The organism is Patulibacter sp. NPDC049589 (assembly GCF_040675535.1).
In the GTDB taxonomy this organism is placed as follows: Bacteria; Actinomycetota; Thermoleophilia; order Solirubrobacterales; family Solirubrobacteraceae; genus Patulibacter.
The window spans coordinates 1-12,346 of record NZ_JBFAPC010000048.1 but is presented as its reverse complement, the minus strand read 5'-3'; the positions used below and the strand labels follow the sequence as shown (position 1 = coordinate 12,346).

The 12,346-nt window shown below is 71.3% G+C and carries 17 protein-coding genes and 1 riboswitch; of the genes, 9 read left to right on the top strand and 8 right to left on the bottom strand.

From position 1 onward, the window contains the following. Positions 1-79: 79 nt before the first annotated feature. Positions 80-463, bottom strand: coding sequence for a hypothetical protein (locus AB0L40_RS11225; protein ID WP_364353649.1), 384 nt, complete (start codon positions 461-463; stop codon positions 80-82). 283 nt (positions 464-746) lie between these two features. On the opposite strand from AB0L40_RS11225, the gene AB0L40_RS11220 reads away from it, so the two are divergent. The 5 genes from AB0L40_RS11220 to AB0L40_RS11200 all read left to right on the top strand — a co-directional run bounded on the left by AB0L40_RS11220 (position 747) and on the right by AB0L40_RS11200 (position 4,572). Beyond that, complete coding sequence (locus AB0L40_RS11220) at positions 747-1,748, top strand: site-specific integrase (RefSeq protein ID WP_364353646.1); 1,002 nt, start codon at positions 747-749, stop codon at positions 1,746-1,748. Between the two features lie 238 nt (positions 1,749-1,986). Then, on the top strand, positions 1,987-2,361 hold the full coding sequence (locus AB0L40_RS11215) for a hypothetical protein (protein WP_026912022.1): 375 nt from the start codon (positions 1,987-1,989) through the stop codon (positions 2,359-2,361). 70 nt (positions 2,362-2,431) lie between these two features. Continuing rightward, positions 2,432-2,977 (top strand): sigma-70 family RNA polymerase sigma factor, encoded by a 546-nt coding sequence (locus tag AB0L40_RS11210; RefSeq protein ID WP_026912023.1) that lies wholly within the window; start codon positions 2,432-2,434, stop codon positions 2,975-2,977. After that, complete coding sequence (locus AB0L40_RS11205; RefSeq protein ID WP_026912024.1) at positions 2,974-3,723, top strand: anti-sigma factor; 750 nt, start codon at positions 2,974-2,976, stop codon at positions 3,721-3,723. Before AB0L40_RS11210 ends, AB0L40_RS11205 begins: the two co-directional genes overlap by 4 nt. 102 nt (positions 3,724-3,825) lie before the next feature. Continuing rightward, on the top strand, positions 3,826-4,572 hold the full coding sequence (locus AB0L40_RS11200) for a hypothetical protein (RefSeq protein WP_364353642.1): 747 nt from the start codon (positions 3,826-3,828) through the stop codon (positions 4,570-4,572). Between the two features lie 256 nt (positions 4,573-4,828). Here AB0L40_RS11200 and AB0L40_RS11195 read toward each other — a convergent pair whose 3' ends face one another. From AB0L40_RS11195 to AB0L40_RS11185, 3 genes are all read right to left on the bottom strand, one after another. Further along, a complete protein-coding gene (locus AB0L40_RS11195) occupies positions 4,829-5,041 on the bottom strand; it encodes a hypothetical protein (RefSeq protein ID WP_211241753.1) in 213 nt (70 codons plus the stop codon). Between the two features lie 135 nt (positions 5,042-5,176). Further along, positions 5,177-5,866 (bottom strand): DUF305 domain-containing protein, encoded by a 690-nt coding sequence (locus tag AB0L40_RS11190; RefSeq protein WP_051472037.1) that lies wholly within the window; start codon positions 5,864-5,866, stop codon positions 5,177-5,179. A gap of 99 nt (positions 5,867-5,965) precedes the next feature. Continuing rightward, on the bottom strand, positions 5,966-6,322 hold the full coding sequence (locus AB0L40_RS11185; protein WP_026912027.1) for a hypothetical protein: 357 nt from the start codon (positions 6,320-6,322) through the stop codon (positions 5,966-5,968). A gap of 80 nt (positions 6,323-6,402) precedes the next feature. Here AB0L40_RS11185 and AB0L40_RS11180 point away from each other — a divergent pair, with 80 nt between their 5' ends. Further along, positions 6,403-6,873: a DUF4396 domain-containing protein gene (locus tag AB0L40_RS11180; RefSeq protein WP_026912028.1), complete on the top strand. Its 471-nt coding sequence runs from the start codon at positions 6,403-6,405 to the stop codon at positions 6,871-6,873. A gap of 177 nt (positions 6,874-7,050) precedes the next feature. Here the strand turns inward: AB0L40_RS11180 and AB0L40_RS11175 are convergent, their stop codons facing one another. Genes AB0L40_RS11175 through AB0L40_RS11165 form a run of 3 tightly spaced genes read right to left on the bottom strand, consistent with a single transcriptional unit; the run spans position 7,051 to position 9,290 of the window. After that, the gene (locus AB0L40_RS11175; RefSeq protein ID WP_051472038.1) at positions 7,051-7,452 is read right to left on the bottom strand and encodes a DUF202 domain-containing protein; all 402 of its coding nucleotides are present in this window, start codon (positions 7,450-7,452) and stop codon (positions 7,051-7,053) included. Next, complete coding sequence (locus AB0L40_RS11170) at positions 7,449-8,525, bottom strand: sulfite oxidase (RefSeq protein ID WP_364353637.1); 1,077 nt, start codon at positions 8,523-8,525, stop codon at positions 7,449-7,451. The genes AB0L40_RS11175 and AB0L40_RS11170 overlap by 4 nt, the downstream gene beginning before the upstream one ends. Before the next feature lie 54 nt (positions 8,526-8,579). After that, a complete protein-coding gene (locus AB0L40_RS11165; protein WP_364353634.1) occupies positions 8,580-9,290 on the bottom strand; it encodes a thioredoxin domain-containing protein in 711 nt (236 codons plus the stop codon). A gap of 206 nt (positions 9,291-9,496) precedes the next feature. On the opposite strand from AB0L40_RS11165, the gene AB0L40_RS11160 reads away from it, so the two are divergent. After that, positions 9,497-10,645: a TDT family transporter gene (locus AB0L40_RS11160; protein ID WP_364353631.1), complete on the top strand. Its 1,149-nt coding sequence runs from the start codon at positions 9,497-9,499 to the stop codon at positions 10,643-10,645. 6 nt (positions 10,646-10,651) lie between these two features. Here the strand turns inward: AB0L40_RS11160 and AB0L40_RS11155 are convergent, their stop codons facing one another. Next, complete coding sequence (locus AB0L40_RS11155; RefSeq protein WP_364353628.1) at positions 10,652-11,320, bottom strand: uracil-DNA glycosylase; 669 nt, start codon at positions 11,318-11,320, stop codon at positions 10,652-10,654. 68 nt (positions 11,321-11,388) lie between these two features. Here AB0L40_RS11155 and AB0L40_RS11150 point away from each other — a divergent pair, with 68 nt between their 5' ends. Further along, on the top strand, positions 11,389-11,670 hold the full coding sequence (locus tag AB0L40_RS11150) for a YrhK family protein (RefSeq protein ID WP_036726131.1): 282 nt from the start codon (positions 11,389-11,391) through the stop codon (positions 11,668-11,670). A gap of 22 nt (positions 11,671-11,692) precedes the next feature. Continuing rightward, a riboswitch (Fluoride riboswitch) is annotated at positions 11,693-11,765 on the top strand. A 196-nt stretch (positions 11,766-11,961) separates the two neighbouring features. Beyond that, on the top strand, positions 11,962-12,276 hold the full coding sequence (locus AB0L40_RS11145; protein WP_364353624.1) for a CrcB family protein: 315 nt from the start codon (positions 11,962-11,964) through the stop codon (positions 12,274-12,276). The last annotated feature ends 70 nt before the right edge of the window (positions 12,277-12,346 follow it).

Genomic DNA, 12,346 nt, shown 5'->3' with positions numbered 1-12,346 from the left:
GACAGAAGTAGTCGCACGACGCGTCGAGTGCCAACCCCCGCCGCAGACGCTCGATTGCGGTGACGCGCGCGGCTCTCAGCTACAACGCGAGCGGCGCACGGAGGTCATCTGGAACCTGTGCGTACTTCGGCCGTACATACGGCGAGCACCGTTCGAGCAGCGCGTCCGTGTCGTCGGGGTAAGAGAAGTCCGATGGCGCGCGGTGCCCGTCGGAGCGGTGCAGGTTCCAGAAGAACTGCACCCGCCACCCCACCTGGGCGTCGTCCTCGACGATCGGCCGGCAGCGGTACACCACGTCGTGCGACCTCGCAAAACGCCGAAGGAACGCCGAGAACGAGACGTCGCTGCAGGCGTAGTCTTCGCCGCGCAGGCAATCCACCGGCAGCCCCGAGGCGATCACGTGCATGTCGTACTTGCAGTCGGGCCACAGGCGCTGTGGCTCTCGTTTTGCCAGGCGAGGCATGAACAGAATGTACCCCTCTGACCTCGACCGTCGACACCGCACGGCGAAATCCTTCCTCTCTCCGGCGCTCAAGGGGTGTCGTTGCTGTGTCGTTCTGATGTCGCGACTCGGTCGCGGCCTTGGTCGCACGGCGGCCGGTCGGTGCCTCAGGCGCCGAAAGTGTGGTGCGATAGTCCCCCCTCAGATCCGGGCCGGTGGTCCAAAGTCCACCCTCAGTGCAACCGATCTTGCAAGGTAGCGATACGTGCTGTTATTGCTACTGGAGGACCTCTAGGCTTCACGCATGGCTGACGCCGAGACGACCCCGGATCTGGACGTCGAGGTCGTCGACGCACTGCCGACCGTCGTTCCGTCACACCTCCCCGGCGAGCTGCAGGACCTACTCGACGCCGCCCGCGAGTACGCCGACGCCGCAACCGCACCGAACACCGTCAAGGCGTACCAGTCCGACTGGCGCGGCTTCACCGCCTGGTGCGCCCAGCACCGCCTGCAGCCACTGCCGGCCGACTCGATGACCGTCGCGCTGTACCTGACCGCGATGGCCAAGAACGGCCGCAAGGTCACCACGATCCGCCGGCACACCGCCGCGATCGCCCGCGCACACCGCGACAACGGCCACCCCAACCCGATGTGGGACCCCACCGCAGCGCTGGTCCTCGAGGGCATCGCCCGCACGCACCGCTCCGCGCCGAAGAAGAAGGTCGCGCTGTTGCGCGACCCGATGGTGCAGCTCATCGACCGGATCGAGACCGACACCCCGGCCGGGCTCCGCGACCGCGCGCTCCTCCTGCTCGGCTTCGCGCTCGGCCTGCGCCGCTCCGAGCTCGTGCAGATCCTGATCGAGGACCTCTCCCCCAACGCCGACGGCCTCACCATCCGCCTGGCGACCTCGAAGACCGACCAGACCGGGCACGGCCACGAGTTCCTTCTCCCCTACGCCGAGCCCGGCCGCCCGTGCCCCGTCCGCGCGATCCGCGCCTGGCTGGACCACACCGGCCTCACCCATGGCCCCCTGATCCGACGCCTCCACCGCAACGGCATCCCCGGCGAAGCGCTCTCCCCGCAGTCCGTCGCGCTGATCGTCAAGCGCCGCGCCAAGGCCGCCGGCCTGAACCCCGCCGACTTCGCCGGCCACAGCCTCCGGGCCGGGTTCGCGACCCAGGCCTCCCGCGACGGGCACCGCACCGAGCAGATCACCGACGTCACCCGACATCGCGACCGCCGCACGCTCGACGGGTACGTCCGGGCCGGCAAGGGCGCCGAGGACGTCGCCCGCGTGCTCTGAGCTTCCCGACCACCACGGACCCGTGGTTGCGGACGTGGAACCGGTCCACTGGCGTCACGTCGTGCTCCCCCAGGTCCGTTCTCGACGTCTCGGCGTTCAGCGGATCGCTCGTGTGCACGATCATCGAGCCGGTCTTGCCGAAGACATCCACTCGTCAGGCGTACCCCTCCGCGGTGCGCTCCACCCGGATCCTGTCAGCCACTGCGTAACGCGGTGGCCCAATGCAGGACCATGCACCATGCTCTCGATCCCCGGCTCCCCCCGACCTCTCCTGATGGCCGTCCTGTCCGCGGGGGCGCTGGCGTCGTGCGGCGCCGAGTCGTCGGACCCGGCCGGGCCGGCGAGCACGACCGCGCCGACGTCCGTCGCAGGCTCGCCCGGCTCCTCGTGCCCGGACATCCCGGTTCCGGGCCACCGGGCGACCCGCGTGCGGGTCGTCGGCGTCACCTGCGCGGTCGCCGTCACCGTCGCCAATGATGCGGAGGGACGGGGGCGCGCCGCATACGCCTCCGCGGGTCTGTCCTGCACGCCGTCCGACGCCACCGCCGGCGACACCGACTACGCCTGCACCGACGGGGAACGTCGGCTGACCTTCCGCTACGGGGCGCGCTGACGCCGACGGTCCGACAGACTCGGCGTCCGAGTGTTCGAACCATTGCTCCCCCGCCGACGTAGGACCCCCGATGCGATCCGACGAGCACCTGCTGCGGGATCTGGGGACGCGGCGCGCCGAGTCTGCAGCGCGGGCGCTCTACCGGGGCTACCAGCGGGAGCTGTTCGGGTTCGTGGCGCACCGCCTCGGTGATCGGGCGCTCGCGGAGGAGGTCGTCCAGGACGTCTTCACCCGGGTCTGGCGCAGCGCCGCGAGCTACGACGAATCACGGGCCACCGTTCGGACGTGGATCTACGGGATAACGCGCAACGCGATCGTCGACGCCGAGCGCCGTCGCGGCCGTCGTCCTCCAGCCGCGCGGTACGCCCAGGACGACGACCAGGGTGGCATCGACGAACCGATCGAGCGGACCCTGCTGCGGTGGCAGGTCGGGGATGCGTTGGCGCGGCTGACGCCCGAGCACCGAGAGGTCCTGCGCCTCGGGCATCTCGGGGGTCTCTCGGTCGCCGAGATCGCTGAGGCCTTGGGCGTGGCGCCCGGAACGGTGAAGAGTCGGACGTACTACGCGATGAAGAACCTGCGCCTGGTCCTCGAAGAGATGGAGATCACGTCATGAACGATCACGACGAGCTGCGCGTGAGCCTCGGGTCGTTCGTGCTGGGCAACCTCGACCTCGACGATCGGGAGCGCGTCGAGGAGCACCTGCGAACGTGCGAGCACTGCAGGGCCGAGCTCGAGCTGCTCCGGCCGCTCACAGGTCTCTTGGACCTGGCGCGCGCCACCGCCGTCGACCCGGTGGAGGCGTCCCCGCTCCTGGAGCAGCGCGTGCTCGACGACCGTCGGCGTGCCGTCGGCGTGGATCGACATCCGACCGGACGTCGAGCTGCTCGCGACCCACGGCGGTGGGGGTCGGATCGACGGCGGCTGGTGGTCGCTTCCGCCGGTGCGCTCCTCGGTGTCCTGGGCACCGTCGGGATCATGGCTGCGGCCGGCGCGTTCGACGGCGCCTCGCCCGCCACGACGACGGTGGCCCTTCGGCCGGTCACCGCGGCAGGTGGTCCGACGGCGAGTGACGCGGCGACCGCCCGGATCGTCGCGACCGGTTCCGGGTCGCGGGTCGCTCTGGATGCCTCGTTGCCGCCGACGACCGGACGTCAGGTCTACGAGGTGTGGTTCGTCAGCCCGAGGGGGCGGGTCAGCGCGGGGACGTTCCGCGTCGGCCCCGCCGGACGGGCGACCGCCGAGCTCGGCGTCGCCGCCGGGCGAGGCGGGTTCGGGAAGATCGGGATCACGAGGGAGCCCGACGCCGACGATCCCACGCGCAACGGCGAGACCGTCGTCAGCGGCGCGCTGCCCGACTGATCCTGGACGGCAGGTCTTGGGCCTGGAATGAACCGGCCCGCACCGGCAGGCGTAACGCCCCGCGACGACGCCGCTCGGCGTCCTGACCATCGGAGAACCCCCATGTCCACCGTCTCGATGCCCACGGCGCTCGGTGCTGCGCTGCTCACCACCGCCGCTCTCGCCCTGCCGGCCACCGCCATGGCCGCCACGTCCCACCACGCGAAGAAGGCGTCCGCCTCGACGGCCCACAAGCACACCGCCGCAGCGAAGAAGAAGGCGAAGGCGAAGGGCCGTACGGTCCCGGTGAGCGTCAACGTCCTCTCCCCGTTCACGGGTGACCGCGCCGGCGCCGGATCGCAGGGTTTCGGAGTCAGCCTGCGGCTGCGGTTCAACACCGGCCTGACGGCCACCGGGTTCACCGCTCCGCAGCTGACCGGGCCGATGGCCCACGCCAACGCCGCACCGTTCCCCGGCTCCTTCTCCGGCGGCCAGGACGACCGGCTCCCCGGCCTGATCGTCCTGCTGTCCACGACGCAGACGACGAAGGCCGACGGCACGCCGACCGGATTCACCGGCGCGGGCCAGAACCTCGCCAACCTCTTCAACACGACCGCCGTCGCCGACCGCACGAAGAAGACGACCGACATCTCCACCGACTGGATCGCCGGCGCCCCGCTCTTCGGCCGCAACGTCCGCACGACGCTGACGGTCGCCGTCGCCGCCGACAAGAACAAGGACGGGATCTACAACGACGCGCCGGCGAGCGTCACGGACCTCAACGGCGACGGCCGCATCGACGCGTTCGACCTCAAGGCGTTCGGGATCGCCTCCTCCGCCCGGACGGTGACGTTCTCGATCGTCGACTGACGCACGCATACGGCGATCACCAGCGCCTGGAGTGGCACGTCGGGGCAAGGCAGTTCTTCGGCGGCCTGCTCGGAGCACGCCCGCCGCCGCGTGAGGGCGGCGGCCAGGGCCATGACGGGCACGAACGCGAGGATCGCGCCGCCGCCGCCGACGACGGTGCCGACGATCAGGCCGATCACGAGCCCGAACGGGATCGCGAGCAGCGTCACCTGGCCCGCCTCTCGGTGGGGAGCACCACGACCGGCACCGAGAGGGCCTAGACGGCCTCGGTCGGGGCGTCGGGCTTCTCGAGCTCGTGACCGAGCCTCCCCCACTTCGGCACGCCGCCGTCGGTGACGTGCACGACGTCGCGGCCACCGTGGCGGACGACGAGGCTCGCGAGCGCCTGGTCGACGAACTGCTGTTCGTCGGTGATCTGCAGCGTCGGGTTGGCGTGGCGCTCGTAGCCGATCGTCGAGGACGTCTTCATGTCCATCCCCGGGCCGCCGCACATCGATCCACCGAGGTGGCCGGGCCAGCCCGGAGCAGGCGCGCGAGCAGAACGCCGGTGTCGTCGGCTCCCCGGTCGGCCCCGACCGTCCTGTCGGGGCCGACCGGTTGAGCTTCAGGCGACGGGCACGCCGCCGGCGGGGGACGGGGCGCCGTACCAGTCGGTGCGCCAGGAGTTCATCTGCTTGATCTCCTTGGTCTGCGCTTCGAGGATCGCGGTGGCGATCTTCTTCAGCTCGGGGTCCTTTCCGCGGGCGAGTTCGGCGCGGGCCATCACGATCGCGCCCTGGTGGTGGGGCAGCATCTCGTCGATGAACGCACGATCGAACGGGTTGGCCTTGGCCAGGGAGCCCATGTCCATCGACATGCCCATCTGGTCCGTCGGGATGCCGAGCGTCTTCGCTGCGGCGGTCATCGAGTCGCCGCCGTGCACGGAGTGGTTCATGCCGCCGTTGGCGTGGGAGGGCATCTCCGCGACCGTCGCGCCGAGCCTCCTGGCTGCGGCCTTCATCTCGGTGATCTCGGTGGTCTGGCTGGCGATGATGCTCTTGCCCAGCTCCTTGATCTGCGTGTGCTGGCCGCGGGCGGGGGCGTAGCCGGCCATCTCCAGCGCCATCTGGTGGTGCGGGATCATCTGCGACACGAACGCCTTGTCGACCTCCGCCGCCGACGCGGTCGACGATGCGGTGGTCGCGGGGGTGGTGGTCGACGAGCCGGAGTCGTCGGAGCCGCAACCGGTCGCGGCCACAGCGGTCAGGGCGGTGGCGCTCAGCAGCGCCACGGTGCGGGTGGGAAACGTGAACATCGGTGGTCCTTCTGGAAGTGATCGTCATGAAGCACGCCAACCCGAGGGAGAGCGTGCGGCAGGTGCTCCGGCGACCCAGGGGGCGGCCGGTGCGATCGATCACCGTCGAAGGACTTCGTACTGCAGATACAGCGGGCTCGAGCGAGCCCGCGGCAATGGGCCCGCCGGCACGATCCGCACGACGGCCGGCAGCAACGCCCGGAGCGGGCGTGGCACCGTGCGTCGCCGGCGCACGACCGCAGCGACCAGGCCGACGATCGCGACCGTGGCAGCGATCGTGCCGACACACATCGCCGTGGCAGCCATCGAATGGTCGCCACCGTGCATCCCGCCCATCTCGTGCGTCGCACCGGAGTGATGCACGACGACCGAGCAGGCCAGGACCAGGACCGCCAACAGCGCCACGAAGCGCTGGTTGGTCTGCGCCCACCGGGCACGGATGGCCATCGGACCCATGACCCAGTTGTACCCACCAGACCTCAACGGCCACCACCGAACCCGTCTGCTAATACCCCCAGGGGGTATAAGCTCGGGGCATGGATCACGTGACGCATCACGACCACGAAGACGGTGGCGCCCTCACCCGCACCGCGATCAGCGCCACGCTGCACTGCCTGACCGGCTGCGCGATCGGCGAGGTACTCGGCATGGTGCTCGCCACCGCGTTTGGGTGGGGCAACGGCCTCTCTATCGCCGCATCGATCACGCTGGCGTTCGTCTTCGGCTACGGCCTGACATCGATCCCGCTCGTCAAGGCCGGCCTCCCGGCCCGGAAGATCATCGGTCTGGCCCTTGCAGCCGACACGTTCTCGATCGCGACGATGGAGCTCCTGGACTCCCTCACGATCCTGGTCGTCCCCGGCGCCATGGACGCCGGCCTCGACGACCTTCTCTTCTGGGGCTCACTCGTCGGAGCGCTCTTCATCGCGTTCTGGGCCGCCGTCCCGGTCAACCGGTGGTTGATCGGACGCGGCAAGGGCCACGCCGTCGTCCACGCCTACCACTGACCCTGCGAGCACCCACGGAGCGAAACACGAAGACCGCGACACAGCGCTGAGAGCTGCAGCCCCGAGCTGTGATGTTGATCGCTCCCTGGCGCGGTTTCGGCAGCGGTGTCTGGCACTGGCTGGGACGTCCGGGGTGTCCCCGGTCCCGGGTGTCCCCGGTCCGGGGTGCGGTTCCGGTTACGGGTCGACGAGGATGAGCGCGACGGTGGCAAGGCCGAGCAGCGCGCCGGTCGTGGTGATGATGAGGCTGATGGCGCGGTTGACCTCGGCGAACTCGCCTCGCCGCACGGCCTTGGACACGGCGGCGCGGCGGTGCTCTCCGTAGACCATGCAGAGCACTCCGAGGAGCGCGAAGACGGTGCCCAGGACGAGGTAGGGCCACGTGGTCTTCGAGCCGGAGAGCTCGGGAACGACACGGGCGGCCGCGATCGCGACGGTCAGGCTCGTCAGGCCGGTGCGCCACCACGCCAGGAAGGTGCGCTCATTGGCCAACAGCGTCCGCCGGCTGTAGTCGCGCGGGTCCAACGGGCGCCGCGGATCGTCGGCGGCGATCTCCTCATCCCGCGCGGGGGCGTTCATGCGACGTGGAGCGTGACGCGGCCCCAGGCGTTGTTGACGTACCCCTTGGGGTTCCAGAGCGGCCCCGGGTGCTCGGGCTGCGAGGCGGCGGCGCTGTCCCAGGCGCGGACGACGATCTCGTGGTCGCCGCGGTCCAGGTGCATCTCGGTGCTCCAGAGTCGCCAGGCCCAGCGGCCGAGGTCCTCGTCGAGGTCCGCTTCGACCCAGGTCTTCCCGCCGTCGGCCGAGACGTCGACGCGCGCGACGTGGCGCTCTCCGCCGGCGAACGCGTAGCCGCGCACCGCGACCGGACCGGCGGTCACACGTGCGTCGTGGTCGGGCACGAGGATCTCGGCGTTCAGCGCGACCTCGCCCAGCGGCATCCCGACCCCGGGACCGGGCTCCTGCTCGGGCTGCAGAAGGCGGTAGACGACGTCCTGGAACCAGCCCTCCCACGGGCGGTCGCGGACCTCGACGTGGTGCAGCCACTTGACGCTTCGCGCCCCGATGTAGCCGGGCACCACGACGCGGACGGGGGCGCCGTGGACCGGTGGGAGCAGTTCGCCGTTCATCTCGAAGGCCAGCAGCACCTCCTCGCGCAACGCCTTCTCCAGCCGGATCGAGCCACCGAACTCCTGTGGAGGCTCGGCCTCCTCCGACACGTCCGCACCGACCAGGCCGACGTGCGTCGCGGTCCCGGTCGGCCGCGCGAGCGCCAGGACGTCGGCCAGCGCGACGCCGCCCCAGGTCGCGGTGCCGGTCGCGCCGGGCCCCCAGGGCTCCTCGCCCGGGATGTCCCGGACCTCGAGGAGCCCGGACCGCCGGTTGCCCGCGCACTGCAGCGTCGCTGCGACCTCGCGGCGCTGGAGGCCCCGGAGGTCGTCCAGCGAGAGGGTCAGCGGCTGCTCGACCAGGCCATCGATGCGGAGCGTCCACGCCGCCGGGTCCGTGTCGGGTACCGACCCGTGGTTGCGGACGTAGAAGCGATCGGCGGGCGTGAGGTCGTGCTCGGCCAGTGCCGCGCGGGAGGTCTCGGCGTTCAGCGGATCGGCCGTGTGGACGATCATCGTGTCGGTCTTGCCGTAGGCAGCCATGAGGTGGTGCTACCCGTCCGTGCCGCTTGCGCACCTCGCGGCCGGTCCCGCGCGTCACCGAGAGCGCGGGGCGACGTCGTCCACGGCGCGGGCGATGGCTCCGACGTCGTCGAACGCCGAGACCCGCGGGCCCGTCGTCGCACCCCGGGGGACGACGTAGACCGACGGGGTCGCGTCGGTGCCGAGTGCCCGGATGATCCGGTCGTCAGCGGCCGTCAGGGCCCGGGAGTCCGGCGTCTCGCGGACGGCGACCTGGCCACCGGTCGTGCCGGGCGCGGCCTCGGCGATGCTCCGCAGGAGCGGCTCGGTCGCCCACTCCTCCCGGGTGTCCCCCTGGTTCCAGAACGTCGTCTGGACGAAGCCCCAGAAGCGGTCCGCAGCAACGAGCCCGTACGCGACCCGGCGCGCGAGCGCACCGTCGGTCGTGGCCCGCGCGGGATCGCGGAAGTTCGCGAGCACCATCCGCAGGTTCGCGCGTCCCGTCCGCACGAGACGTTCGACGATCTCCGGCTGCGTCTCGATCGCGTGCTCCTTGCAGCTGGGGCACTTCAGGTCCGAGACCTCCAGGATCGTCACGGGCGCGTCGGGGCGACCGAGAACGGTCCCCCGCTGGGGCAGTCCCCGGAGCAGCGCGGCGGTCTCGTCGGCGCCGCGGATCTCGACCCCACGGACGGTCGTCCGCGAGCCGTCGGCGGCGGGGTCGCGCTCGAACGCCCCGACGCCCACGACCACCGCGACGATGAGCACCGAGACGGCAGCGGCCACGCCCAGGAGCCGCAGGCGCTGACGTCGCTGAGCATCAGCAGGCGACCTTCGACCGTCGGTCGCCGGAGGGTCCGTCAGCGGCGGACGAGTCGCACGGGCCATGACCGAAGTGTGCCCTATCACCAACCGTTCGAGCATTCCCTTTCGGCATACGACACCGGCGGGAATGACTGGTGGACGGGGCTCTCGAGGCGCAGGCTGTGTTCATGGCCACCACGACGAGCGACCGCCACATGACCGCCACACCCGTCACGTCGAGCCGCACGTTCCTTCGCGAGCTGGAGGACCGCGGCGACGCGTTGGCGCACATCGGCCCCAACTGGTTCGCTTCGGTCATGGGCACCGGCATCGTCGCCAACGCCGCCGCGCTGCTGCCCCGGCAGGTCGCCGGACTGCACGAGTTCGCCGTCGGCGTCTGGGTCATCGCCGCCGCCTGGCTGATCACCCTGACCGTCCTGACCGCGGTCCACTGGACCCGCCACACCGACAACGCCAGGGCCCACGCGTCGAACCCCGCGATGGCGCCGTTCTACGGCGCACCCCCGATGGCGCTGATGACCGTCGGCGCCGGCACGCTGCTGGTCGGCTACGACGTCATCGGCATGCCCGCCGCGGTCGTCGTCGCGTTCGTCCTGTGGACCCTGGGCACCCTCGGCGGCCTCGCCTCCAGCGTCCTGGTGCCCTACTGGCTCTTCACCCGCCACGAGGTCGACGTGCAGCACACCTTCGCGACGTGGCTGATGCCCGTCGTCCCTCCGATGGTCTCCGCCGCCACCGGCGCAGCACTGATCCAGCATCTGCCCGCCGGCCAGGCCCGCGAGGCGATGCTGCTCGCCTGCTACGCCATGTTCGGCCTCAGCCTGCTCGCCTCGCTCGTCATCATCACGCTCGTCTGGGGCCGCCTGGCCTACGAGAAGACCGGGCCCGTGGCCGCCGTCCCCACGCTGTTCATCGTGCTCGGGCCCCTCGGCCAGTCGATCACGGCCGCCAACCTCCTGGGCAACCAGGCCCACATCGCCATCGCCGCACCCTTCTCGACCGGGTTCAAGGCCATGGGCGTCCTCTACGGCGCCCCGGTCTGGGGCTTCGCGATGCTCTGGCTCGTGATCGCCGCCGCGCTCGTCGTCCGCGCCGCGAAACAGGGCATGGGCTTCTCGCTGACCTGGTGGAGCTTCACCTTCCCCGTCGGCACCGTCGTCACCGGCACCTCGCTGCTGGCCACGGACACCGGCCTGGACGCCCTCGCCTGGATCGCCGTCGGCCTCTACGTGCTGCTGCTGGCCGCCTGGGTCACCGCCGCCGTCCGCACCGCCCACGGCGCCCTGCGGACCGGGACCCTGCTGCAGGCCGCCTGACCCCGATCACGCGTCGGCCAGCTCTCGGGCGCGCCCGAGGACGTCGTCGAGCATCGGGGCCGTGAGGACGCCGGTCGCGGTGTTCTGGCGGCTCGGGTGGTAGCAGCCCAGGAGCAGCGGCCCGGCCGGCAGCCGGTGCTCCGCGCCATGGCCGAAGCGTGGCCGCGGTGGCGCGTCGAACGCCTTCAAGACCGCGGACCACGTCCAGCCGCCGAGCGCCACGATCACCCGCAGCGCGGGCAATGCCGCCACCTCAGCCCGGAGATACGGCAGGCACCGGTCGCGCTCCCCGGGCGTCGGGCGGTTGCCCGGCGGGGGGCATCGCACCACCGATGCCATCCACGCGCCGTCGAGGTGGAGTCCGTCTCCCCGGTGCTCCGACGTCGCCCGACTCGCGAAGCCGGCGCGGTGCATGGCCGGCATCAGCGAATCGGCGCTCGGATTGCCCGTGAACGCGCGGCCGGTGCGGTTGCCGCCGTGCGCGGCCGTCGCGAGGCCGAGCACGAAGACTCGGGCGGCGGGGTCGCCGAAGCCGGGGACCGGGCGCGCCCAGTACGCCGCCCCGGGCACCGCGCGGGAATCGTCAGCGGCCTCCTCACGGCGCGTGACCAGCCGCGGGCAGCGGCGGCAGCCGACGACCGCCGCCTCCACCGCGCTGAGCGGACCGCGCTTCATCGCGCCACCGTACCCGGGCCAGCGCGAGGAGGCACGCCCGAACGGATGGGGACGGGTACGAGCAGGGCATGAAGCTGCTGCACCCCTCCCTCGAGGACCTCACCCCGCGCCACATCGAGCTGTTCTGGCGCTACCAAGTGGTCCGCACCGGCGTCGACTTCAGCGCCGCCATGTGCTTCCTCGTCGGGAGCGCGTTCTTCTTCTTCGCCTCGCTGAGCACCCCCGCGGACTGGCTCTTCCTCGTCGGCTCGATCCTCTTCGCGGTCAAGCCGACGATCGACCTCGTCCGTTCCGCGCACCTCCGCCGACTGCCGACCACCTCGTCGCCCGCGGCGGGCGACCTGCGATGATCATGGTGTTCGCGCCCTCGTGGTGCGTCCGAGTGATGAGGCCCGCTCCATAACCGCCGCCCGCAGTTCGGGGGGCTGATGGCTTCTACGACCACGCCCCGCCCGGGGCGCCGTAGAAGCCCGTGCCACGTCCGTCGCCCGCGCTGCCGCCGCGCCCCGTCCAACGACAGGAGCCGAAGTGCGCACCACCAGCAACATCGTCATCGAGGTCCTCGAGGAGAGCACGGTCCCGGGCCTGATCGCCGCCGGCTGCGCGCGACGCGAAGCCCTCGACGCGCGCGGAGAGCGCGCATGAGCATCGAGCAGACCGTCGCCCGCGAAGCCAGACGCCACCACGTGCTGATCGCCGTCTTCTGCGGCGGCGCGCTCGGAACGCTTGCTCGCGCCGCCTCGTCCTCGACGTTTTCCCATGCACCGGACCGGTGGCCGTGGGCGACGTTGGCGGTCAACGTCGTCGGCACGCTGCTGCTCGGGTGGTGGAGCACCCGGCTGATGCGCTCCCCCGACGTCGATCCACGGCTGCGGCCGTTTCTCGCGACCGGGATCTGTGGCGGCCTGACGACGTTCTCGACCCTGCAGATGGTCAAGTCGGTAGAAGTGGTGTAGCTCGGTGATGAGCGCGGGGCCGCCCGAAGGGCGGGCCACCGCGATGATCATCGAGACCGTGGGTCTTCTT